The organism is Deltaproteobacteria bacterium, assembly GCA_035063765.1.
In the GTDB taxonomy this organism is placed as follows: domain Bacteria; phylum Myxococcota_A; class UBA9160; order UBA9160; family PR03; genus CAADGG01.
In genome coordinates, this window is record JAPSFT010000006.1 from 178333 (window position 1) to 202645 (window position 24313).

Below are 24313 nucleotides of genomic sequence, written 5' to 3' on the forward strand. Positions count from 1 at the left end.
GGTCGATGGTTCGGCCGGCGGCGCCTCCGCCTTGGGCGGGCCGCGCTCGCGGCGGTTGCGTACGTTCCGGGGAGCCCGGGGGAGCGCGCAAGCTAGCGAAGGCGCTCCCCGGCTTCGAGCCCGGCGTCGGCCGCCGCCAGCTTCGGGCCGCTGCCGACCCGCAGCTTGCCGAGCGCGAGCCGGCCGCCGGCCGCCGCCACGAGCAGCCGGCCGCCCGCGAGCCCGAGGACGGTGCCGGGCGGCTCGGCACCCGTCGCGCGCTCGAGCTGCGCGTCGAACAGGCGCACCGCCTCGCCGCCCGCCCGCTCGGCCCAGGCGCCGGGGCTCGGGTCGCAGCCGCGCACGAGCCGGTCGAGCTCGCCGGCCGGCCGCGCCCAGTCGATCCGCGCGACCGCGTCGGTGACGAGCCCCTGGAAGCTCGCGCCGGCCTCGGGCTGGGCGCGTGGCCGCGCCGTGCCCCGGTCGACGGCGTCGACCGCCTCGAGCACCGCCTCGACCCCGAGCGGGTAGAGCTTCTGGAAGTAGAGCGTGGCGGCGTTGTCGCTCGCCCCGATCGCGACGCCGGCCTTCTGGACCACGATCGGCCCGGTGTCCACCCCGGCGTCGGGCCGGAACACGGTGACCCCCGTCTCGCGCGCGCCGAGGATGATCTGCCAGGGGATCGCGGCGCCGCCGCGGAAGGCGGGCAGGAGCGAGGGGTGGAAGCAGAGCGAGCCGAGCGGGGGCGCGTCGACGATCTCGGGCGGCAGGATCACCGTCGTGTAGGGCATCACGTTCAGCTCCGCGCCGAGCGCGCGGTACTCCTCGACGCGCTCGCGGAGGGCCTGGCCCGCGCGGCGGAAGGCCTTGTGGCGGAGCAGGCGCAGACCGCGCCGGCCGGCCTCCTCGGCGAGCGGGTCGGGCCGGGCGCCCGCGGGCGGCGCGTAGACCGCCACGAGCTCGTGGCCGGCCTCGAGGAGCCGCACCAGCACGTCCTTCGCGAACGCGGCCTGACCGAAGAGGGCGATCTTGCGGGGCATGGTGCGCGGACCGTACCGCAGCCGGGCCCGGCCGAGAGCCGCGCCCCGTCCCGCCCCCCTTCGGGGGCCGCCGGAAACCGGTGGTCGGCGGGGAACGCGCGGCTAGGCTCGGCGCTGGGCCGCTTGCGCGGCCGCAGCGGGAGGGGGGCCGACACCAAGGAGAGACACATGAGGCTTCGGATCCAGACGGCGCTCGCGCGGGCCGGCCTCGTCGCAGCCGGATCCCTGCTCCTCGCTGCCACCGCCCGGGCCGAGCCGCCGCCGGAGCGCGAGTGGGATCTCGGCATCGGCGGCTACGGCTGGCTCACCGCCGCGGAGATGGAGGTCGAAGGCACCCACCGCTTCACGGGCGAACGCTCCACGCGGAACTTCCACAAGGACCTCGGCGACGCCTTCGAGGACGCGGACGGGGGCTTCGGCGGCTACATCGACGGCCGCTACCAGCGCTTCGTCGGCCTCGTCGACGGCTCCTGGGTCCAGAGCGACTACAACTCGAACGGCTGGCAGACGAGCACGATCGTCGACGCGAAGCTCGGCTACCGCGTGCTCGACGTCGTGCGGCCCTTCTCCCGGTCGACCGGCCTCGACGCGCCGCGCCTCCACGTCGACCTCATGGCGGGCGCCCGCTTCCACGAGTCCAACGCGAACGCCGACGACCACGATCTCCGCTACGACCAGTCCCGCAACTGGTTCAGCCCGCTCGTCGGGCTGCGCTGGCGCGTCGAGCTGGTGCCCAACCTGACGCTCGGGGCGACCGCGGACATCGGCGGCTTCGACATCGGGGACGCCAGCCACCTGACCTGGAGCGTGAATCCGCGGCTCGACTACCGCGCCTGGGAGCACGTGGACTTCTTCGTCGGCTGGAAGCGGCTGTCCGACGATCACGACGGCGAGCGCGAGGTGGACCTGAACGGGCCGCAGGCAGGGATCGGCTACCGCTTCTGACCGGCTGCCGGGCAGCCGGGCGCGCGGACCGGCGGCCGGGCGGCCGGGCGCTCGCAGCGGCGGCGGGAGAGCCGGGCACTCGGGCCGGGGGCGGGGCAGCCGGGCGCTCGCAGCGGTGGCCGGACGGCCGGGCTCAGCGCACGCGCGAGCGGTCGCCGACCGTGCCGCGCGGGGTCGCCGGCGCGCCGAGGACGAGCGTGTGCGGGGGGACGTCGCGGGTCACCAGCGAGCGGGCGCCCACCACCGCGTGCGCGCCGATCGTGACCCCCTTCAGCACCGTGCAGTCGGAGGCGATCCAGACGTGGTCGCCGATCCGGACCGGCGCGGCGGCCTCGGGGCGCCCGGCGTCGAAGTCGTGCTGGTCCGAGTCGAAGACCCGCGAGCCGGGGCCCACCCAGGCGCGCCGGCCGAGCACGAGCTCGCGCTTGGCCGACAGGTGCGCGCCGTTCAGGAAGGCCTCCGGGCCGAGCACCATGCGCGCCCCGGCGAAGCAGGCGAGGAGCACCGGACCGAGCTCGGTGCGCAGCCACACGTCGGGGCCGATCTCGACCTCGGCGCCGGGCCCGAGCAGGAAGCGCAGCGCGTGGTGACGCCGTTCGGTGACGAAGCGCGGCCCGATCCGCAGCCGCGCGCCCTCGGCCAGCTGGAAGTCGGCGAGCGCGAGGTTGCTGCTGGCGCTCGGGTCGATCGAGAGGCCCGGGTGGCGGGCGGCCTGGCGCGCCAGGCGGGCGCGGTCGAAGGCCGAGATCGCCCGCAGCAGCCAGACGTCGCGGCGCCGCGGTCCGGAGCCCGGCCGGGGGCCTACGGCCCGTCCCCGGGCGCGTTCTGGCCCTCGCGCAGCCGGAACGTGATGAAGCCGTGGGTCGGGTCGTAGGGCGAGAGGCCCACCTGCACGCGGTCGCCCGGGATCACGCGGATCCGGAACCGGCGCATGCGCCCCGAGAGCTGGGCGGTCACGGTCTGGCCCGAGTCGAGCGTCACCTGGTAGCGCCCGCCGCCGAGGATCTTCTCGACGGAGCCGGTCGTCTGGATCAGGTCGTCGCGCGCCACGAGCCCTGGCTGCCTCCTGCGATCCGCGGGGTTTAGCACGCCCGCGGGCCAGCGGGTACGCGCCCCCGGCCGGGATGCTAGGTTGCCCGGCCCGCGGAGAGGTGCCGGAGCCTGGTTGAACGGGCCTGACTCGAAATCAGGTGTACCCGTCAGGGTACCGGGGGTTCGAATCCCTCCCTCTCCGCCACGTTACGCGTTTCGCAGCGAGTCGGGGCGATCGCGGCGTCGTTCCCCTCGCCGCTCCTCCGCACGAACGAAGAGGGCGCTGCGGGCGCCCCGATCCGCCGTCAATCCTGCATCCCCGCCAGCGCGCTCTCCACGTAGCCCCTGGTCTCCTCGTCCAGGACCAGGATCCGCGCACCACGCAGGCCGCGCGTCAGCAGCACCCGATAGGCGTTGCGAACGAGGCGGAGCATGTCGGGTGAGGATCTCACGGGCCGATCCTGGGACTCCTTGGGCTGCGCGATCCACTGCCCGTCGCGCCAGATCAGGTCACGACCCCAGATCACGCCGATCCGCCCGAAATCGAAGCCCTGGGCGCTGTAGATGACCCCGATCTGGGATTCACCCTCCTCCGTCTCCGCCCACCGCGTGTACGGGTGCTGGGCAGGCTTGTACGGCCTGCTTCCCGCCTTGCGGTTCCACGGGCGCCGCCAGTCACCGACCACGACATCGGGAACCAGATCGCCGGTCTTCGCCGGGTCGCTCCACCTCCAGCAGAAGCCCGCGACCAGACGAGCGCTCTCCCCCGCGACCCGGGATTCGGCGACCAGGCGCTCGAGCACCTCTGGCGTGTCCGCGAGCTCGACGCGGTAGCGTTCACGCCAAGGCTCGGGCTTCTCGATGGAGAATCCCAGCAACCAGTCCACCCAGGCGACATACTCCGCACAACCTCCACAGCGGAACTGGGCGGCGAGATCGAACTGCTTGACCCTTGCGCCCTTCCGCCTCGCCTCCTGGAGGAAGACGGCACTACGGCCGACTTCGTCGGGACGAACGAACTGATTCTCGTCGAGCAGGAAGACCGTCACCTTGGCCGCGTCGATCAGCTCCTCCGTCTGGGACCGCCGGCCCCGCTCGGATCTCGGGGTGAAGCGTTGATCGCTGGTCTCGCGGACGCGGTGCGCCTCGTCCACGAGAAGGAGGTCGAGCCCCTGGGAAGGCGCCTTTCGCAGGTTCATGTTCCAGAGGAAGAGATCCTGCGCGCCACGAAACCTGCTGCGGAGCACGGTCGTGAAGGCCTTGCCGCCGGTCGAGTGCGCAGCCTTCCAGCCGAGGCGCAGGGAAGCCGCCAGGAGTTGAACGGCAATCACCGTCTTCCCCGTTCCCGGCGCACCGCGAACGACGATCACCGCGCGTCCAGCACGAGCCTGCTGTCGCCGGACCTCGTCGTAGATCGCGTTGAAGGCGAGCCTCTGCTCGTCGAGCAGGTGCCATTCCTCCTGACACTCGAGGACGGCCTCGAGGTTCTCGAGGACCCGCTTGCTGGGACGGAAGCGAGCGCCAGTCAGGGCATCGAGGATCTGGAGCCCGGAGCCCCGTCCGAGATGTGCGCCGACGAAGTCCGTGAGATCCGCTTCCTGCCCATGCGTGAAGAGGGGGCTTCGCTCGAGCAGGCCATCGAACCTCGCGTCGCGGAGCGGAACGTCGAACGGCGCTGCCAGGTTGTGACAGTAGGCGGCCGGCAACGCTACGAGGTCGCTCGCCACGAAGGCCGAGTGGTAGTCGGTGAGCCAGTCCGCGTAGTCGAGCGCCTGTTGGGAGGGGTGAACCCGCTCCTCACCACCGACCAGGATGTTCGTCGCATACTCATCCTCGACGTCGACGTTGGACCATTGCTTGAGTTCGAGCACGATCGCAGAGCCACTGCCGCTGGCATCGCGGCCGGTGAGCATGACGTCCACGCGCTTGCCGGTGAGCGGGAGGTGGTACTCGAGGGCAACCCCCGCCGGAGAGCTCGCGGAATCGCGCACGAGTGACGCCATCCCGATCGGCCCCGTTGCGCCGACCGCGACGCCCACGTCGCGCTCCTTCAGTGGGCGCAAAGCGGCGGCCAGCGCGCCGACCGAGTTCTCCCAGCTACGCAGCTCGGCCGTGTTCGGCGCGTAGCGATGGAGCCGGACGAACTGGCCTGCCATTTCGCCGGCGAGCGCGCCTGCCTCTGCATTGCGTAGGAAATCCGACAACGAGCCATGCCACAGGTCCACCGGGCACACGCCTCCGTGTTCCCGGGCCATCAATCCACGGACGACGGCTCTCTCGTCGGGGTGCCCGAGCGTATCAACTGCATTCCCATCGCGGGTAGCTTGATTCTCGTTCCTTGATCGGATAGGCCACCCGCGAGGGGTAGGGCCGCTGAACGCGCTCGACGCCGGCTCGCTCGGGGCCGGCGGGTCGAGCCCGGGAATCGAGCCCCTCCGCTGATGGCCGGGGGCCTTGGGGAACGGACGGGTCGGCCAGAGGCTGCGTGGGCCCGACGGGCCGCCCCCGGGATCGCGGCCGCTCCGTAGCGGCGCTCGCGGCAGACGGAAACGGCCTTGCTTCAGATCCTCCGCGTCGCGCCGGCCCAGTAGCGCTCGCGGAGCTCGCGCTTCAGGACCTTGCCGGCCGGGCTGCGGGGCAGCTCGGCGACGAAGTCGACCGACTTCGGCGTGCGCACGCCGCCGAGCCGCTCGCGGCAGAGATCGAGGAGCGTGGCGACCTCGACGGTCGCCCCGGGCCTGCACTCGACGACGGCCTTCACGGCCTCCCCCCAGTCCGCGTCGGGGACCCCGATCACTGCGCAGTCCTGCACCGCGGGGTGCGACCAGAGTACCTGCTCGATCTCGCTCGGGTACACGTTGAAGCCGCCCGAGATGATCATGTCCTTCTTGCGGTCGGTGATGTGGAGACGGCCCTCGGCGTCGAAGCGCCCGACGTCGCCGGTGTGGAGCCAACCGCCGACGATCGCCTGCGCCGTCTGCTCGGGGTCCTCGTAGTAGCCCCTCATCACGAGGTCGCCGCGGACGCAGATCTCTCCCGTCTCGCCGGGTGCGACACGGCGGCCGTCGTCGTCGAGGATGGCAACCTGGACGAGCGGCGTCGGCCGGCCGCAGGACGAGAGCCGCTCGTCGCCCGCCGGCTTGCCGTCGACCAGGTGCTCGGCCGGCGAGAGGTAGGAGATCGTGCCGGGCGCCTCGCTCTGCCCGTAGAACTGGGTCATCACGGGTCCGAACACGTCGATCGCGCGGCGGAGCTTCTCCGTCGACATCGGCGCGGCGCCGTACAGGAAGTACCGGAGCGAGCCGTAGTCGTGGCTCTCGATCCCGGGGACCTCGAGCAGGCGGTAGATCACGGTGGGCGGCAGGAAGAGCTCGCTGACGCGGTGCTCCTCGATCTGCTTCGGGAGCAGCGCCGGATCCGGCCGCTGCAGGATCACCAGCCGGCCGCCGCGGGCCGCGGCGCCGAGCGAGAGCACCCCCGCGGTGTGCGTCATGGGCGCCGCGGCGAGGTTCACGGGGACGCCGTCCGGGTAGGGGGTGCCGATGATCAGGTTCGCGGTGAACGCCAGCAGGTTGCGATGGGTGAGCATCACGCCCTTCGGCCGGCCGGTGGTGCCACCGGTCGCCTGGATCATGCAGAGCTGCTCGGGCGCGATCGCGAGCTCGACCTCCGCCTCCGACGCGCCGGCGAGCCAGGTCTCGAGCGAGGGGGCGAACGGGGTCTCGCGGTCGAGGCAGACGAGCTCGCCGACGCGCTCGAGCTTCCCCCGCAGCGCTCCGACCACCTCGGTGAACACGCCGTGGAAGAACAGCACGCGGGCGTCGAAGCGGTCGAGCACGTCGTGGAAGGAATCGGGCGTGCCACGCGGGTTGATCGGCACCCAGGCCAGCCCCGCCCGCCAGATCCCGAGAGTCGTGGTCCAGGCCACGGGGTCGTTCGGCGCCAGCACCGCACCGCGCGTCTCCGGCGCGAAGCCCTTCTCGAGCAGCCGGTTCGCGATGCGCAGGCTGAGCCGCCGCGCCTCCCGGTAGGTGCAGGAGTAGCCGTCGGCCACGAGATAGACGCCGTCGGGCGAGATCCCATGGCCCCGGTCGAACAGATCGATCACCGACACGCGAGTGCCCCTCCCCTGCGCGACGCTTCGCCCGCTCAGACCTGCTCGAGCTCCGCATAGCCGTACTCCCGGAGGAGCCCCAGGAGCCCGCGGTGGCCGAACGCCTGGCAGGGCGACTGGAAGCCCCCGGCCCGCGGGCGGCCGTGCACGAGCTGCGCCGCGCAGAAGGCCTGGATGAGGCCGGTCTGCTGGTAGGCGCAGTTGGAGTGCACCCGCACCTCGACGTGCGCGGTCGGGCCGTAGCCCACCACGAAGTCGAGGTTGCGGTGCACCATCCGGTTCTCGCGCGGCGGCATGCCGGGCTGGATCGACTCGGCGATCCCCGTGAGCGCCTTCTCCTGCTCCTCCCTGGGCAGGTCCCGGAGCTGCTCGTCGAAGCCCTTGACGAGCCCGACGACCTGCTCCATCAGCACGCGGTTGTCCGCGAAGGTGACGAGCACCTTCAGGTTCTCGAGCTGCGGGTGATCCTGGTACCAGACCGGAAGCGCCGTCCCCGACCAGGGCAGCGCGAGCTGCGACTCCGGCCAGAGCGGCACCTGGACCTCGTAGCTCCGGCCACGCGGCCACGGCACCAGCTTGCGCGCCTTGACGAAGAACTCCTCCGCCCGCGCCACGCGCACCACGGTCTGGGTCGAGCCGTAGGTCGGGATGCCCGTCGCGGCGCAGACGGCGTGGATCGAGTGGATGCCCGGGTTCTCGAGCGCATGGCAGACCGCGATGTCGAGCGTCGTGTGCATGTAGGCGGCCGAGGGAGCCAGCAGGAGGCCGGCCTTCGCAAAGGCGGCACCGTAGTCGCGCGCGATCGGGAGCACGAATTGCTGCTCGCCGGTGGTGTCGAGGTAGTGGACGCCGGCCTGGAGGCAGGCCTTCACCACGGTCTCGCCGTAGAGCTCGAAGGGGCCGACGGTGTTGCAGACGACCCGAGATCCCTCGAAGAGACGCGCCAGCGCATCGGTCTCGTGCGGAACCACCGCCACCTCGTGGTCCGCGGTCTCGATGCCCGGCACCTTGTCGAGCGCGGCTTCGATGCGCGCCTTGTCGCGGCCGGCCGCGATGAAGGGGAGCTGGAGGTCGCGCAGGAACTCGCAGACGATACGGCCGGTGTATCCGCTGGCACCGTAGACGACGACGGGACGCTTCTGGCTCATGGGGGGCTCCTGTCCGGATCGGGAAGAGGCGAGCTGCGGTCGTCGGGAATCAGCGTGCGCGGCTCTGGTACTCGCGGCTCAGCCAGCTGCCGGCGACGATCCCGAGGATCGTGTTCTCGCCGTCCTCGATCAGCGCGGCGCGCGCGTCGCGCAGCAGCTTCTCGACGGGGTACTCCTTCGTGAGGCCGTTGCCGCCGAAGAGCTGGAGCGCCTCGCTCGCGACCTCGAAGGCCATCTGGGTGCAGTGGATCTTCCCCGTCGCCGAAGCGAGAACGTGCGGGGCGCTCCCCCGGAGGTTGTAGCTGGTGATGCGCCGGGCCATCGCCCGAGCGGACTCGGTCTTCCGCCAGAGCTCGAACAGCCGGTGCCGCACCGACTGGTGCTGGATGATCGGCACCCCGCCCTGCCTTCGCTCGTGCGTGTAGGCGAGCGCGTGCTCGAAGGCGGCGCGGGCGACGCCCGTGAACACCGAGGACATCTCGAGCCCCGCGAAGGCGAGAACGCTGAAGAAGTTGGCATGGAAGCGATCGCGGTCGGCGAGCACGTACCTCGCGGGCACGCGCACGTGCTCGAAGAAGAGCTCGCCCTGCGGCAGCGGACGCTGGCCGAGCTTGTCGAGCGGCCGCCCGCGGCTCACGCCGGGCAGGTCGAGCGGCACCAGCAGCGCCATGCCGTGGATCGTGCCGTCTGGCCGGTGGAAGCCGTCGCCGTAGTCGGCGGCGACGTAGGCGAGCGCCGTCTCGGCGATCGGCGCGCCCGACACCCAGGCCGACGACTGGCCGTGCAGGACGACCTCGTCGCCCTGGACGCGAGCGACCAGGTTCCCCGCGTGGTGCCGGCTGCCCCTCTCGAGGGCGAAGCCCTCCATGTCCGCGACGTCGCTGCCGCGGTCCGGCTGCGTAGCCAGCCAGCACCCGCGGCGTGCGCCGAAGACCTCGATCAGCTCCGGGTTGCCGCTGAGATGGGCAGCGAGCGCCGGGAAGGCGCCGGCGACGGAGAGGATCGTGAGTCCCGCGTCGCCCCACCCCATCTCCTCGGCGACGAGCGGCAGGAGCCGCGCCGCGACGGCGGGCTCCAGACCCGCTACCGCGAGCACCGAGATGCCGAGGTCGTCGAGCTGCTTCAGGAAGTCGAAGAGCGGCGAGCCATCGGCCACGACCTCGTCCGGCGTCATGCGGTCGAGCTTCGCCGCCACCGGGCGCATCACCTCGGCGGCGAAGCGATGCATCGTCTCGAGGACGTCGCGCTCCGCATCGCTGAGGTCGGCGTCGAGCCCGGTGCGCTCCAGCACGGGGAGGGGGATCTCGGTCAGGAACTGCATGGGAGACTCCTCGAGATCAGGCCGCGGCCACGCCGGCGGCGAGGGGAGAGGGGTTCAAGTCCGGTCCTCGCGGCCGAGCACCGTCACGCACGCGGCCGCCTCCTCGATCCCGATGAGCCCGCCGCCGTTCTCGGCGACGGCGATGCGCGCGCCCGCGACCTGGCGCGGCCCCGCCTCGTGGCGGAGCTGGGTCACCAGCTCGTGGATCTGGCCGAGCCCGGTCGCGCCGAGCGGGTGCCCCTTGCACTCGAGCCCGCCCGAGGGATTCACGGGGATGCGACCGCCGAGCGCGGTGTCGCCCCGCACCGCGAGCTCCCCACCCTCGCCGAAGGCGCACAAGCCCAGGTTCTCGGCCTGGAGGATCTCGCCGACGGCGGTCGCGTCGTGGACCTCGGCGACCGATACGTCGCCGGGCTCGATCCCCGCCGCCTCGTAGGCCTCGCGCGCGGCGAGGTGGCTGATCTGACGGTCCCACGCCTCGGGCTCACGGTCGGTCCCGCTGCGCAGCGCCGTCGCGAGCACGCGGACCGCGCGCCTGCGGCCGAAGCGGGGGAGGCCGCGCTCCGTGCAGAGCACAGCGGCTGCGGCACCGTCGGTGAGCGGCGCGCACATGGCGACCGTGAGCGGGTCGACGACGGGCCGCGCGCCGAGCACCTCCGCGACCGTGAAGGGCTTGCGGTACTGCGCGCGCTCGTTGTGGACGGAGTGGCCGTGGTTCTTGGCGGCGACCGCCGCGATCTGCTCCCGCGTCGTGCCGAAGCGGCGCATGTGGAAGCGCGCGAGCGCGGCGTAGATCTCCATGAAGCGGCTGTGGCGGTCCGGTCTGGCGGCGCCGCTCGTGGCCTCGCCGCCGGAGAGCCGGCGCAGCGCCGCCAGGTTCTCCTCCACCGTGTGCACGTCCCAGCCGCTCTCGAACAGGCCGAAGGCCTTCGCACGGTCCCCGGTCACCATCTTCTCGGCACCCACCGCGAGCGCGATCTCGCCGCGCTCGGCCCGTAGCCAGTCGGCGGCGAGGTGGAAGGCCGTGCTCCCGCTCGCGCAGGCGTTCTCGACGTTCACGACCGGCACGCCCGCGATGCCGAGCGGCCGGAGGGCGACCTGCCCGCGCACAGCGTGCTGGCCCTCGTGATAGCCCTGGCCGCTGTTCGAGAAGAAGGCCGCACCGACGTCACGGACGTCACGACCTGCGTCGACCAGCGCCTCGAGGACGGCCTCGCGCGAGAGATCCTTGAGACTTCGCTCGGGATGGCGACCGAAGCGCGTCATGCCGACGCCAACGACGTAGATCGCGCGCATGCGGCTACCTCACGAGACGCTCGAAGCACGAGATGCAGATCCCATGGGAGATCCCCGGCTTCGCTCCCTCCGCATCCTGCTCGCCCGTTCGCGAGCCACACCAGGCGCAGACGGTCCTCGGCTGGTCGGGAGGGAATCCATCGTCGCGACGACCCTCGTCTCTCGCGTGGGGAAGGGATCGCAGCTGCATCGAGGCCCCTGCTCCGAGGCACTCGATGATGGTGGATGCGGACGTTCGGGAAAGGCGGTGGGACGCCAGAGATTGGTCATTTGCCGCCACGCCGTTCCGTCGCGCGGCCGCCACCAGAGGGAGGACCGCGGCCATGACGGTCGCCGAGCGAGCTGCCCGCTTCGCGGGTACCCGCCACCTAGTGGAGGCCGCGCGACGACTCCATTCCGTTCTGGAGGCTTTGCCGGTAGCTCCCCGGCGCCATGCCGAACCAGCGTCGGCAGGCGCGGCTGAAGTTGGCAAGGTCGCCATACCCGAGCCGGTGACAGACCTCGCCGAGGTTCAGGTGGGGATCGCGCAGCAAGGTCTGGGCCGCCGAGCGGCGGTGATCGTCGAGGAGATCGCGATAGGTCGTGCGTTCGCTCCGGAGCCGCCGGATCAGCGTGCGCTGGGAGAGGTGGAGACGCGCGGCGGCCTCGGCCAAGGACAGGCCCGGGCTCCCGCTCGCTGCGATCAGCTGCTCGACGCGCGCCACGATGCAAGCGTCGGAATCGAGCCGACGCGCCTGCGTCTCGATCTGGCGGAACGAGCTCGCGAACATGATCGGGTCGGCCATCGGGCTGGTGTGAGCGAGCCATCCAGATGGGATCGCGAGCGCCGTCTCCGGGGCGCCGAAATGGATACGCCCGCGAAAGCACCTGGCGTACTCTGCAGCGTAGGCTGGTGCGGGATAGACGAAACGGATCGTCGCCTCGTCCATCGCCCGTCCCAACACGAACTCCACGAGGCCCTGCAAGCTCAGGAACAGCATCTCGAGCAGGGGGGTGCGCTCGTCGTCGGCGAGGGTGGCCCGCTCTTCGACGCGGAGGACGAAGCGCTCCTCCGCCTGGTGCGACCGTAGCCGGAAGTAGGGAACCCGGACGTGGGCGAACCGCTCCAGCACGGCGAGCCCTTCGGCCAGCGTCGGCGCGCTCCACGCGGCGAAGCCGACGGCACCGTGCGTTGCGGGTACGAAGCGTGCACCCACCCGAAGCGCCCAGTCCGGCGCTTGCACGGCGTTGAGGTTGCGGATCTGACGCAGCTGCTGCCCCAGGGTGATCTCGGCGCCCGGCTCCACTCCTTGGACCCCGGTTCCCTCCAGGAGCGCAGTACGCATCGTGGCCGACACACCGAACTCACGCAGCATGAGCTCGAAGTACGTGCTCGGCATGGGAAGGGTCTCGGTGGCCGTTCGCAACTCGCCGTCCGTCCCCGCCCGTCCTCGCCCCCCCGGTCGGGCGCAATGGCCGTAAGGTAGCGAAAGTCGGTCCCGATCGCGGCGATCCTCCCGGCGAACCGACGAGACGCTTCGGCTGCCTGCCCGCCAACGGGCGCGAAATGACCAGCGTTTGGCGTGTCGGCCACTTCTGTGCCCGCTCCCGGCGGGTCAGGATGGTCGGTCGCTCGAAGGCCCCATCTGCCCCCCCACCCGCATCGAGCTTCGCCGCCAGAGGTGGCACGAGGGAGCTTCCAGTGATCGAGGTTCAGCCTTCCCGCCGATCCCGAGCGAAGCGCGCGGCGCAGCCGCTTCGCATCGGGCTGGCCGCGCTCGCCGTCGTCTCTGCGTTCGGGGCGCCGGCGGGTGACGCCGAGGACGATGCCACGACGCAGCCCGCTCTCCGCGAGGGAGAGGTCATCGGCTTCGAGCAGGTGGATCGACTCCGCCCCTACCTTCCCGTCGAGCTGTGGCCCCACAAGGACTTCTTCTTCTACGAGGGCATGCAGCTCGAGATCGGCCCCGCCTTCCGCGACTACTCGCCTGCTGCCGTCTACCAGGAGGCGACGACACGGAACCGCGGCAAGTCCAGCATCGGGCCGGACGGGAGTCTCGAGGGCTACGTCGCCGGCCAGCCCTTCCCGATGGACGAGATCGACTGCCAGGGCGATCCGCAGGCCGGCGTCAAGGTCGCCTGGGACCTCGACCGGCGCTGGGAGGGCGCCGGCGTGTCCGGCCACGCCTACTACAGCTACTGGGATCGCGGCGAGGAGCTGCCGCTCTACTACGAAGGGACGGCACGCAACATCTGGCTCTCCGGGCGTCCCGAGCCCCAGTACGCCGACCAGGGCGGGGACCTCTTCCGCGGCGAGAAGCGCAAGCTCGCCTACGGCGTGGAGGTGCTGGCTCCCTACGACGCGAAGGGCATCGCGCTCATCAACTACCGCTACAAGTCCTCGCAGGGCCCGCTCGCCCAGGCGCGCAACGACGACACCTGGGTGTATGTGCCGACCCTGCGTAGGGTACGGCGCATCTCGACGGCGCAGCGCACCGATGCCGTCTCGGGCACCGACTTCACCTTCGACGACTTCGGCGGCTTCTTCGGCGTCGTGCCCCAGTACGAATGGCAGTGCCTAGGCCGGATGGACATCCTCGCCCCGGTCAACTCGAAGGTCCGGGCGTACCCCTACGCGAAGAACCACAACTTCGGCCCGTACGGCCTCTCGATGGCGGACGACCGCTGGGAGCTGCGCAAGGCGATCAAGGTCCGACTCACGCCGAGGAACGCGGATCATCCCTACGCGCACAAGGACATCTACGTCGACGAGAACACGTCGGAGGCGCTCTACTCGTTCGCCTACGACCAGAAGGACGAGCTCTGGAAGATCATCTACCACAACAAGCGCTGGAGCGAAGACCACGACCGCTACAAGGCCTGGGAGGGTGTTCCAGAGCCGCGCGACAGCGTGAATGTCGCTGACGTCGTGATCAACGTGCAGACCGGAACCGGCAACCGCATCGAGTTCTGGGACGCGAACGGGACACCGCTGCCGGCCGGGAAGGCGCGCCAGTACATCGACGTCGGCCGACTGACCCGCGGCCGCTGAGGCCACGACCATGCCTTGGAGCCGGATCGTTTCGGGGGCGACGGCGTGCGTCTGGTTCGCGGCCGCTGCGAGTCTCGCGGCCGAGGAGTCCGCGCTCGTCTCGCCGGACCAGGGTCGCTTCGAGATCCACGGCAGCATGGAGTACCAGCTGCGCATGCTGGCCGACGGGTTCGAGCCGGCGCGTGCCTACCTGAGTCAGTCGGCGCTCGTGCTGAACGTCGAGCCCGTCGCGGATCTCGTGACCGGGGGCTGGGGGCCGATCGAGCTGCTGACGGCCTTCGCGCGCCTCGAGGTGCGCTACGACTGCGTCTACAACGGCTGCGGCACGCTCGGTGCCGAGCGCATGTTCGGTGACAGCGCACGCGTGTCGCCGGCACGGAATTGGGCGGATGCGACGACGCTCGAGCGCGTCGGACCCTACGACCTCCCCGGCCTCGGCATCCCGGTCCAGCACGTCCAGAAGAGCGACCTCGAGCTGCGCACGATCGTGGCGAACCCGGGCTTCGCGCCTGCCTTCGCGGTCGGCATCGATCCGGCGACCACCGCCGCCGCATTCGGTCCCGTCGAGGACGACCGCTTCTCGTGGAAGCGCATCCACGTGGCCGGCCAGGACGTCGCGCTGCCGCTCGGCCCCTGGCCCTACTCGATGAACATCGAGCCGAACGGCGCGCTGCGACACGAGACGTCCACGACCCTGCCGCTGCCGCTGCGGCCGGCGACCGGCTCGCTCTACACGCCGTCGGCTGCGCTGCGCGAGGAGAAGCACCGTTTCGGCTCGTTCGACACCAACTTCGGCGAGCACGAGCTGGCCTGGAATCATGGCGCGAGCCAGAGCGAGACCTACGAGCTGAAGGAGGCCTACCTCGACCTCGAGATGTTCGAATCGCGGCTCTGGATCCGCGCGGGCAAGCAGAACATCGTCTGGGGCAAGACGGAACTCTTCCGGACCACCGACCAGTTCAACCCGATCGACCTGGCGCTCGCCTCGCTGCCGAGCCTCGAGGAGAGCCGCATCGCGCTGCTGTCGGTGCGCGGCACCTGGTCGTTCTACGACGTGGGCCCGCTCGAGGACCTGCGCCTCGAGCTGGCCGCGAACTTCGACCGCTTCGAGCCGATCGACCTGGGCCGCTGTGGCGAGCCCTATACGATCTGGCCGGTGTGCGCCATCTCGACGGGCCTGTGGGCGCACGGCACGACGGGGACGGGCGTCGCCGGGGTGGTGCACCCCCCGAACGGCTGGGACGACGTGAAGGGCGTCGAGGTGGGCGCCCGCGTCGAGTTCCGCTGGGACCGTTTCTCGTTCGCCTTGATGGACTTCTACGGCTACGAGGACGTCCCCACCGTCGAGCTCTTCAACGAGTACCAGCGCAACGTGGACGTCCGGACCGGCCGGCCGCTCGATGCGGAGGGCCGACCGCTCACGCCCGACAACGCCCTCGACTTCGCGAGCGGCAACCGCCAGGCGTTCGACCTTGGCTGCAAGGCGTCGCTCGGCTTCGGGGAACGGGCGATGGACCGGCTCTTCCCGGGGAACTCCATCGATCTGAGCGGTCGCTGTCTGGGCGACCTCCTGAACCTGCAGGAGGACCTGGTGCTGGGACTCACGGTGCCGGAGGCAGTCGGGGGGTTGCTCGCCGGGCAGCCGACCGCCAACGGGCTGGGCCACGTTCTCCAGACGGTGCTGGAGATCCCCGCGGACCAGCAGGTGGACCTCGTCCCCCTGAACCGGGACCCGAACGACGGTCCAGGGGCCGGCCTGCTCCCGCTGGACTCGCTGAGCTTCCACCTGACCGACGAGCAGGAAGCGCTCCTGGGCTGCGGTCCGTTCTACGCCACCAACTGCGACACCGACGGGATCGACTTCTTCAACGCCGAGGCGAGCGTCGTCCTCCAGTCGTTTCCCGGGCTCGGGGAGAATCCCGTTGCGACCCGCTTCGAGGACGGGCGGCTCTACATCCTCCCCGGGGCGCGAGGGCCCGGCGACCCGAGCTACGACCCGCTCGCCGACGGCTGCACAGGGCCCGGCGACTCCCCTGATTGCGTTGCGGCGCATCCCCTCCTCGACCCGCGCACGGGGCAGCTCTTCGCCAGCGAGATGGCCGCCCTGTCGTACAACGTCGCGGTGACGCTCGCGGTGCTCGGGATCGCAGAAGGCGACGAGAAGTGCCAGCTCACCGATCTCGAGACGTGCGCTGCGATCCGGGCGCTGGTGGCGCTCTCGGGCTCGAGGCGCCCCGAGGTGCGCGCGGGCGGCAATGGCCGCTTCGGCCGCCGTGACTGGGGCTGGCACGGCGGCGGCGAGGCCGCGCTCGTCTATCCGAAGCGCAACGTGCTCGGCCTCTCCGTCGACTTCGCGGAGGACCGGACGCGCTCGGCCTGGAGCCTCGAGTTCACCTGGATCGACGGCACGCCGTTCGCAAGCAACCAGTCGGCAGACGGGAACCAGCGGGCGGACACGTTCAACCTGACCGTCTCGGTCGACCGGCCGACCTTCATCGATTTCCTGAATCCGAATCGGACCTTCTTCCTCAACAGCCAGCTCTTCGTCCGCTACGTCCCGGACCACGACTCGAGCTTCGACACCGACGGGCCGCTCTCCCTGCTCGGCACGCTCGCGATCGCCACCGGCTACTACCAGGACCGGCTGCTCCCGACCCTGGTCTTCGTCCACGACGTGGGGTCCTCCTCCGGAGGAGTGATCGGCCAGGTCACCTACCGGTTCGACGAGGCCTTCTCCGCGACGGTCGGCGCGCTCGCCTTCTACGGCAGCCCCGACGACAACCGCCTGCCGCGCCATCCCATCGCGCTCCCCGATGCGACGAGCGACTTCGACACGCGCACCCGCTTCGACGGGCTCTCGGCGATCGCGGAGCGCGAAGAGCTGTTCCTGAGGCTGCGCTGGACCTTCTGAGCCGGCGTGCGGCGCCGGGCCGTCCTCGGGAGCACCCCCTTCTCTCGCAGACGCGTCCTGCCGGGGATCGCTCCCGCCGCCAGGCCTCGGCGAGGAGCGCGAAGACAGCGGGGCTGTCCTTCAGAATATTTGAACTTCTAGACTATTTATATATCCCCTGGGGATAGAACCGGATCTAGGAACTTCTGTAATATCAAACTGTCGCGAATGAAATTGGAATTCGTGGACCTGGAACGGTTTATGATTGACAAAGATCTGGCTCCAAGTGAAACTGTTTCATCATTCAGTTCTTTCATTGCACTCGATCGCTTCGAGCCAAGGAGAGAGACATGAGCGTGCCCGCCGTCGCCGACCCTTCCGCCTCCGGGACCGAGAGGCCCCTCACGTCCACCGCCGCGCGAGGCGTGCGGGTCGTTCCCCGGCTGCCCGACATCGATTTCGCGGACACGAACGTGCCGCGTCATTGGCATAGCGGGAGCGCGGGCATCACCGCGTTCTACAACATGTTCACGATCGCCGGACCCGCGATCGAGACCTTCTTCCTGCGCGACGCAAAGCGGCTCCTCCCTCGCGTGGAGAACCCGGCCCTCCGCCAGGAGTTCGCCGCCTTCATGCAGCAGGAAGCGTTCCACTCGCGCGTGCACCAGCGGACCTACCGCCTCTACGAACACTGGGGCGTCCCCTGGGCGATGGTCGATGCTTTCGTGCGTCGGCTGCTGGGCTGGGTGGAGCGCTTCTCGACCACGAAGCTCCGCTCGGCCATCGTGGTGGCCGGAGAGCACTTCCTTGGTGAGATGGGGACCCGGGCGTTGACCGATCCGACGGCGTTCGCCGACGCCGACCCGCGCATGGCGCGCCTCCTGCTCTGGCACTTCTACGAGGAGTGCGAGCACAAGGCGATCTGCTTCGACGCGTTCGTGGACGTCTACGGAGACGGCGTCTCGACATACCTCCATCGCGTGACGGCGCTCGCCATCGCACTGCTGGTGCTGGGCATCATGGTCCCCGTCCTCGTCTTCCGCCTGCTGCGCGTCGAAGGCGCTGCCTTCCGCTGGTCGGAGTGGCGTGCCATCGGCCATCACGCGTTCGGTGCAGAAGGGATCTGGCGGGGAAGGGGGTCTTCGATCCTGGCGTTCCTGAAGCCCGGCTTCCATCCCTGGTCGTACCGCGAGGACTCCCACTACCTCCAGCTCCGCAGCGACCTCGTGCGACCCGAGTGGGCCGAGGCTGCCCACCGCAGCTGAGCCCGACGCGCTCGATCTCGAGGTCGCGCGGGCGCGAGGAGCGGGGGCGCTCGCGCTCCGCGCGGGATGCCAGACCCGGCAAGCCCCTTCGAGGCCACCACCTTGCGTGTCGGGACGAAGCTCCAGAAGAGCGTGTTGACCCGCCAGCGGATCCTCGCGGCCGCCGAGCGCCGCTTCGCCGAGGCCGGCTTCGACGAGACCCGCATCGAGGACATCGCCAACGACGCCGGGATCGCGACCTCCGCGGTGCTGTATCACTTCGGCGACAAGCGCGCGCTCCATCGGGCCGTGTTGTCGGACGTGACGGTCTCCCTGTACGACAGTCTCCATCGCGCCATCGCGGGCCCGGCCGACCTCCCGACGCGGATCGAGGCGACCGTCGAAGCGCTGGTCGACTACGTCTCCCGCCGGCCCACCGCTGCCTCTCTGGCGGTACGCCAGATCGTCGCGACCGACCCCGAGCAGCGGACCCAGGTCGGTGCCTATGCGACCCGTTTCCTCGACACGCTGCGGGTCGCGTTCGAGGAGGGTGAGCGCGCCGGCGTCATCCAGCCGATCCACCCGGATCCGTTGCATTTCGTGAGCGCGATCGCCGGAGCCGTCTTGTTCTACGTGGCGGCTCTCCCCGCCTTCATGCCCGAGCTTCCCTATCCGCACCTGGCTCCCGAGCAGTTGGCGGCGCTCAAGCGCGACGCCATCGCGATCGCGCAGCGCCTGCTCGGCAGCGAGGCACGGCACACCCACGAGCACTGAACGATCGTGCGGTGTACGGACCTGGGATGTGGCTGTACCGCCGCCTGCCGGGCGGATGGCTCCGGCAGGCGCGCGGCCGGAGCGGAACTCCTCAGCGCAGAGCGTCCCGGAAGTCCGGGTGTGCGACCTCGATCAGGGCCCGCGCCCGCTGCTCGTCGGTGCGGCCCGCGAGGCGGGCGATGCCGTGCTCGGTCACGACGTAGTCGACGTCGTAGCGCGTGCTCGTCACCACGGCGCGCTCCGGGAGCGAGCGCACGATGCGCGAGTGCTTGCCGCCGGCGGCGGTCGACTCGATGGCGATGATGCGGAGGGCGTCGTCGACGAGCCCCGCGCCGCGGAAGAAGTCGAGCTGCCCGCCGACTCCCGCCACCTGCTCGCCGCGGATCGTCTCGGCGTCGACCTGTCCGCGAAGGTCGACGCTGATCGCGCTGTTGATGCAGCGCAGGGTCGCGTGGCGGGCCACCTGGCGCGGGTCGAGCACCTCGTCGGCGCCGCGCACCCTGGCCGCCGGGCTGCCGTCGACGAAGGTGAAGACGGCGGGGTCGATCGAGGCGATCGTGCACACGGCGAGGCCGGGGTCGACGCTCTTGCGCGAGCCGTCCGCGCGGCCGGCGACGGCGAGCGAGACGAGCCCCGGGCCGAGCACCTCGGTGTGGATCCCGAGCGCGCGGCGTTCGAGGAGCGCCACGGCGGCGTCGGGAACCGACCCGATCCCGACCTGGAGCGTCGCCCCGTCGGGCACGAGCTCCGCGAGATGGCGGGCGATCGCCGGCGCGTGGGGAGAGGGGGGAACGGGGGTGTCGGCCGCCGCCGGCGCCTGCGCCGGGCACGCGCGCGCGATCGCCTCCACCGGCACCTCGCGCCCCGAGCGGGTCCGCGGCATCGCCGGGTCGATCTCGGCGAGGATCGGGAGCCCGCGCGCGATGGCGACGTCGAGGAGCTCCGGCGTGTAGCCCGCCGCCCACCCGTAGGAGCAGCGGCCCTGGGCGTCGGGCGGCGCGAGCCGCACGAGGACCACGTCGAAGGCCTCGGCGCGGAAGAACGCTCCGCCGCGCGCGAAGGTGAGGGGCAGGTACTCGCAGAGCCCCGCGGCGGCGAGCGGGCGCGAGGCCGGGGTCGCGAAGGCCGTCCGCATGCGGAAGCGGCCGGTCTGGCCGAGGGCGAGCCCGCCGAGCGCGCAGACGGCGAGCGTGGCCGCGCCCCGCGTCTCGCTCCGCGCGAGGGCCGCCAGGAGGTCCGTCGGCTCGATCAGGCCCGCCGCGACGTGCATGCCGTCGCGCACCAGGGCGATGGCCTCGTCGGGCGTGCCCCAGCGCGCCCCGAACGCGCGGGCCGGATCGCTCACGGCGCGCTCCGGACCCGGGCGGTGCCGGTGATGACCGCACCGCGCGGGCCCGTGCACGCGACGCGCAGCCGGTCGATCCCGGCGGCCCGTCCGGCGACCTCGCCGGTCGTCACGATCCGGTCCCCCGCGAAGACCGGCAGGCGGATCCGCACGTCGAGGGCCGTCCCCGGGATCGCCGCCGCTCCGTAGCGGCGCTGGAGCAGGTCGAAGACGTAGGCGAGGAAGAGCGTGCCCGTCGCGATCGAGGCGGGGAGGCCGACCGCCCGCGCCACCTCGTCGTCGGTGTGGAAGTTGACCTCGCCCTCGGGCTCGTAGAGGATCATCGCCTCGCGGGTCATCACGCGTTCGAGGGGCGCGAGGGTCTCGAGGGCCGGACCTTCCGGGAGCGCGGGCTCGCGCGGCGCCGGCCGCACGCCCTGGTCGGCCACCCGCTCCGAGTAGACGACGACCCCGGTGGTGACGCCGGTGGCGATCCGGGTGCCGGCGTCGTCCCGGGTCTCGGTGTCGATCTCGACGTAGCGGCGCCCCTTGTGGACCCACTTGGCCGCCGCGCGGCCGCGTACGGTGAGGGTCGAGCCGAGGCGCGGCAGCGCATACACTTCGAGGCGTTGAGCGGCGTGGACCGACTGCGAGATGTCGTAGTGGCGGTCCGCGAGGTTGACGCCGTCGGCGGCGAGGAGCGAGACCGGAGCGAAGGGCCCCGGGGCCTGCTGGGTCGCCTGGAGGTGCCGCGAGACGGTCTTCTCGTCGAGCGCGTAGGAGAAGGAGCCCACGTCGGCGCCCGGCTCGATCGCGTCGAAGGGGACGGTCGCACGGCCGCGGGCGTCGGGGAGCTTCGTCATGACGGTCGATCCTATCAGATCCGCGCCCGGCTAAAGACGGCCCCTCCCGCTTCCGATGCGCTCGCGACACGCCCTTCCCGCCCTTCCGAGAAGCCCCATGCGCGCCCCGTCCGCCCCCGTCCTGCTCGTCACCTGCACCCGCTGCCGGCGCCTGCACGCCCCCGTCGAGATCGAGAGATCCCACCCCCTCTGCCTTCGCTGTACGCCCCCGCGCGCCCGTTGAGCGCGTCGCGGTGGCCCCGAAGCATCAGGCGCCGCCCGCCGCGCGCTCCTCCACCCGCCGCAGGCGTTCGGCCAGCACGCGCAGGAGGTCGAAGGCCAGCTCCGGCATCTCGTGGACGAGCTCGCGCAGGCGCGCGCCGGCCAGCACCAGCACGCGCGCGTCGCTCGCCGCCACGACCGTGGCGCTGCGCGGCGCACCGTCGAACACCGCCATCTCCCCGAAGTAGGAGCCGGCGCCGAGCGCGTTGACGCGCTCCTCGCGCGCCGTCCCCGCCTGCTTGACGACGTCGACGGCCCCTTCGACGAGCAGGTAGAGCTCGTCGCCGGGCTCACCCTCGCGCACGATCACCTCGCCCTTCAGGTACTCGACCTCGCGCGCGATCCGCTCCACGGCCTGGAGCCGCTCGAGCGACAACGCGGAGAGCAGCGAGACCTGCCGCAGCGCCAGGAGGTGCTTCATCGTCACGATCTCCTCCGGGTCGGCGCCCGAGTCTGCCGCGGCATGCGCCGCGCGGCGAACCCAGGGGGCGGGATGGGCCGCGGCGCGTGCGAGCGCCTCGGCCGCCGTGCGCGGGGGCGCCCCGAGCCGCCGCAGCGGCCCGAGCTTCTCCTCGACCGGCGCGAGCTCGAGCAGCACGGCGAGCGCCTGCGAGGCCTCGCGATCCCCGAGGTGCGTCAGCACCTCGAGCGCGTCGGCGCGCGCGCGGCCCGGGGCGTGCCGGAGGGCGCGCTCCACGCTGCGCACGACCGGCCCGTCCTCGAGCCGCGCGAGGGCCTGGAGGGCGAGCCGCAGCGCGCGCGCGAAGGCGTCGGCGCAGGCGGCGGGCAGGAAGCGCGCGGCGACGGCTGCACCGGCGCTGGCGCCGGCGGGCTCGAAGCCCGCGCGCGCGAGCAGGAGCGACTCCCAGGCCTCGCGCACGTGCGCCGCGTAGGCCGCGCGCAGCCAGCCGCGCGCCTCGGCCGCCCCGCTGCCGGCGAGCGCGCGCAGGCCCGCCGCGACGGCGTGCTCCTCGGGCGCGTCGAGCGCGGCGCGCGCGGCCCGCGCACCGGCGGCCCCGCCCCTTTCGAGCGCCCGGACGGCCGCGGTGCGCACCTCGCGCACGGGGTCGCGCAGCCCCCGGGCGAGCGAGGCCATGGCCTCGTCGCCCGGCTGGCTGCCGAGCAGGGGCAGCGCCGCGCGGCGCACCGAGGCGTCGGGGTCGGCGGCGGCCGCGAGCAGCGCGGCGATCGGTGGCAGCGCGCCCGGATCCGCCGCCCGCGCGAGCGCAGCAAGCGCCGCGGCGCGCAGGCGGGGCTCGGGATCGGCCAGGCGGCCCGCCGCCTGCGCCGCGAGCGCGGGCGGGAGCACCTCGAGCGCCGCCAGCGCAGACGCCGGATCCGCGAGCATCGCGCCGAGCACCCCGGCGCCGTCCGCTCCGAGCCGTGCGGCGGCCGCGGCGCGCACGCGCGCCGCGGGGTCGGTGAGGCGCGCCCGGAGCAGCGCCTCGAGCGCTGCGTCCGTGCGGAGCGGCTCGGGGAGCGCGACGACCGCGGCCCGGCGTACCTCGGGCTCGGGATCCGCGAGGCCGTCGAGCCAGGGCGCGCGGTTGCCGTCGTCGCCGGCCACGGCGAGCGCCGCGAGGCAGCCCGCCCGCACCCGCGCGCTCGGGTGCGCGAGCCCCGTACGGACGACGCCGGCGAAGCCCTGGGCCGCGAGCGGCGCGGCCAGCTCGAGCAGCGCCTGCCCGGCGCGCTCGCCGGGCTCGTGGAGCAGGGGCTCCCAGAGGGTCGCGAGCTCCGCCAGCTCGCGCGGGCCCAGCTCGCCGCGCAGCTCGCGCAGGTCGAGCCGGCCGGCGCGCAGCTCGGCGGCCAGCGCGCGCAGGTACTCGCGGCGCACCCGCAGGTTGGCGAGCAGGTAGAGCGCCGCGAGCGCGAGGCCCGTTGCGGCCAGGACCGGCAGCTCCACGTGCCCCACGGCGAGCAGGACGACACCGGCGAGCGACATGCCGGAGTAGATCACGATGCCCTCGAGGAAGGCGCGCACCCGCGCGCGGAAGCGTCCCGGCAGGGCGTTGTAGGAGAGGTTGCGGATGGGGCCTGCGAGCGCGTTCTCGAGCAGCTCGCGGTTGGCGCGAGCGGCCACCGCCGCGGGCAGCCGGGGGTCGACGAGCAGGCCCAGGAAGGCGCCGAGCGTCAGCACGGGATGGAGCAGGTTCGCGCTCGGCACGCCGAGCCGGCGGATCCCCCACGGCGCGAGGAGCTCCACGGCGATCTCGACGCCGTTGCTCGCGGCCAGGTAGAGCGCCAGGAAGCGGGCCAGCGCCCGCTCGTCCGGGAACGCGTCGGCCAGCACCGCCGAGTAGAGGTACTGCATCGCGAAGAGCGCGAGCACCATCGCCAGCGCCGAGACCGTGAGCCAGCGCCCGAGCGGCGAGCGCCGCAGATAGCGCGCGGCGGCGCGCATGCCGGCGACCGAGGTCTCGTCCTCCTCGGCGGCGGCGAGCGGGCGCCAGGCTGCCAGGCGACGGCGGCCGGCGAGCGCGAGCGCGCCGAGCCCGGCCAGCGCACCCGCCCAGCCCCAGAGCAGCGCCGTGGGGTCGAGGCGCGCCAGCACGCCGATCGCGGCGGCGCCGCCGAGCGCGCCCCCCACGCTCATCCCGACCGTGAGGAGCGGCACGAGACGCTTGGCCGCGAGCGTGTCGAAGCAGTCGCCGGCGAAGGTCCAGTAGTGGCTCGTGAGCACCGCCTGGGCCGCGAAGTAGACGCACAGGAGCGCCGGCAGGGCGGCCTCCTGGCCGAGCCACAGCGCCGCCGCCGCGCCGCCGACGCCGAGCGCCGCGGCGAACGCCAGCTCGGCCAGCACGCGGTCGTTGCGCGCGCGCCCGACCCGCAGCGCGTAGAGCAGCGAGGCGCCGACGGTGACGGCCGACGCGAGCACGAAGGTCGCGGGCAGCCGTGCGGCGCCGAGCCGCGCCAGGAACAGCGCCTCCGCGCCGGCCAGCCCCATCGTCTGCGCCAGGGTCAGGAGCCCGCCGAAGGCGGCGAACCACGCGAAGCGCTCGCGCTCGGCGCGGCGCACCGCGGGGACGAGCCGCCAGGGCGCCTCCACCC

16 protein-coding genes, 1 tRNA gene and 1 pseudogene are annotated in these 24313 nt (G+C 72.3%); 6 read left to right on the plus strand and 12 right to left on the minus strand.

Annotation, left to right across the window (positions count from 1 at the left end):
• Nucleotides 1-92: 92 nt before the first annotated feature.
• A complete protein-coding gene (locus OZ948_06075) occupies nucleotides 93-1019 on the minus strand; it encodes a methionyl-tRNA formyltransferase (GenBank protein ID MEB2344290.1) in 927 nt (308 codons plus the stop codon).
• A 168-nt stretch (nucleotides 1020-1187) separates the two neighbouring features.
• Here OZ948_06075 and OZ948_06080 point away from each other — a divergent pair, with 168 nt between their 5' ends.
• A complete protein-coding gene (locus tag OZ948_06080; protein MEB2344291.1) occupies nucleotides 1188-1964 on the plus strand; it encodes a hypothetical protein in 777 nt (258 codons plus the stop codon).
• A gap of 133 nt (nucleotides 1965-2097) precedes the next feature.
• Here OZ948_06080 and OZ948_06085 read toward each other — a convergent pair.
• Nucleotides 2098-2286 (minus strand): annotated as a pseudogene (locus tag OZ948_06085) (acyltransferase).
• A gap of 479 nt (nucleotides 2287-2765) precedes the next feature.
• Nucleotides 2766-3014, minus strand: a complete 249-nt coding sequence (gene infA, locus OZ948_06090) for a translation initiation factor IF-1 (protein ID MEB2344292.1) — start codon at nucleotides 3012-3014, stop codon at nucleotides 2766-2768.
• A 95-nt stretch (nucleotides 3015-3109) separates the two neighbouring features.
• On the opposite strand from infA, the gene OZ948_06095 reads away from it, so the two are divergent.
• Nucleotides 3110-3201 (plus strand) — tRNA-Ser (locus tag OZ948_06095).
• A gap of 100 nt (nucleotides 3202-3301) precedes the next feature.
• Here the strand turns inward: OZ948_06095 and OZ948_06100 are convergent.
• The 6 genes from OZ948_06100 to OZ948_06125 all read right to left on the minus strand — a co-directional run bounded on the left by OZ948_06100 (nucleotide 3302) and on the right by OZ948_06125 (nucleotide 12254).
• Nucleotides 3302-5221, minus strand: coding sequence for a DUF2075 domain-containing protein (locus OZ948_06100; GenBank protein ID MEB2344293.1), 1920 nt, complete (start codon nucleotides 5219-5221; stop codon nucleotides 3302-3304).
• A gap of 335 nt (nucleotides 5222-5556) precedes the next feature.
• The gene (locus OZ948_06105; GenBank protein ID MEB2344294.1) at nucleotides 5557-7110 is read right to left on the minus strand and encodes an AMP-binding protein; all 1554 of its coding nucleotides are present in this window, start codon (nucleotides 7108-7110) and stop codon (nucleotides 5557-5559) included.
• 35 nt (nucleotides 7111-7145) lie between these two features.
• A complete protein-coding gene (locus OZ948_06110; protein MEB2344295.1) occupies nucleotides 7146-8258 on the minus strand; it encodes a DUF5938 domain-containing protein in 1113 nt (370 codons plus the stop codon).
• Between the two features lie 49 nt (nucleotides 8259-8307).
• Entirely contained in the window at nucleotides 8308-9579 is a 1272-nt protein-coding gene (locus tag OZ948_06115; protein ID MEB2344296.1) for an acyl-CoA/acyl-ACP dehydrogenase, read from the minus strand.
• A 54-nt stretch (nucleotides 9580-9633) separates the two neighbouring features.
• Nucleotides 9634-10875, minus strand: coding sequence for a thiolase family protein (locus OZ948_06120; GenBank protein ID MEB2344297.1), 1242 nt, complete (start codon nucleotides 10873-10875; stop codon nucleotides 9634-9636).
• 368 nt (nucleotides 10876-11243) lie between these two features.
• Nucleotides 11244-12254 (minus strand): AraC family transcriptional regulator ligand-binding domain-containing protein, encoded by a 1011-nt coding sequence (locus OZ948_06125; protein ID MEB2344298.1) that lies wholly within the window; start codon nucleotides 12252-12254, stop codon nucleotides 11244-11246.
• A 302-nt stretch (nucleotides 12255-12556) separates the two neighbouring features.
• On the opposite strand from OZ948_06125, the gene OZ948_06130 reads away from it, so the two are divergent.
• From OZ948_06130 to OZ948_06145, 4 genes are all read left to right on the plus strand, one after another.
• On the plus strand, nucleotides 12557-13906 hold the full coding sequence (locus OZ948_06130; GenBank protein MEB2344299.1) for a DUF1329 domain-containing protein: 1350 nt from the start codon (nucleotides 12557-12559) through the stop codon (nucleotides 13904-13906).
• 10 nt (nucleotides 13907-13916) lie between these two features.
• Nucleotides 13917-16817, plus strand: coding sequence for a hypothetical protein (locus OZ948_06135; protein MEB2344300.1), 2901 nt, complete (start codon nucleotides 13917-13919; stop codon nucleotides 16815-16817).
• A 329-nt stretch (nucleotides 16818-17146) separates the two neighbouring features.
• Nucleotides 17147-18061, plus strand: a complete 915-nt coding sequence (locus OZ948_06140; protein MEB2344301.1) for a metal-dependent hydrolase — start codon at nucleotides 17147-17149, stop codon at nucleotides 18059-18061.
• 102 nt (nucleotides 18062-18163) lie between these two features.
• Nucleotides 18164-18814, plus strand: a complete 651-nt coding sequence (locus OZ948_06145) for a TetR/AcrR family transcriptional regulator (protein ID MEB2344302.1) — start codon at nucleotides 18164-18166, stop codon at nucleotides 18812-18814.
• 91 nt (nucleotides 18815-18905) lie between these two features.
• On the opposite strand, the gene OZ948_06150 is transcribed toward OZ948_06145, so the two are convergent.
• The 3 genes from OZ948_06150 to OZ948_06160 all read right to left on the minus strand — a co-directional run bounded on the left by OZ948_06150 (nucleotide 18906) and on the right by OZ948_06160 (nucleotide 24311).
• On the minus strand, nucleotides 18906-20159 hold the full coding sequence (locus OZ948_06150) for a hypothetical protein (GenBank protein ID MEB2344303.1): 1254 nt from the start codon (nucleotides 20157-20159) through the stop codon (nucleotides 18906-18908).
• Nucleotides 20156-21001, minus strand: coding sequence for a MaoC family dehydratase (locus OZ948_06155; GenBank protein ID MEB2344304.1), 846 nt, complete (start codon nucleotides 20999-21001; stop codon nucleotides 20156-20158). Before OZ948_06155 ends, OZ948_06150 begins: the two co-directional genes overlap by 4 nt.
• 247 nt (nucleotides 21002-21248) lie before the next feature.
• Nucleotides 21249-24311, minus strand: coding sequence for a cyclic nucleotide-binding domain-containing protein (locus tag OZ948_06160; GenBank protein MEB2344305.1), 3063 nt, complete (start codon nucleotides 24309-24311; stop codon nucleotides 21249-21251).
• Nucleotides 24312-24313: the final 2 nt, after the last annotated feature.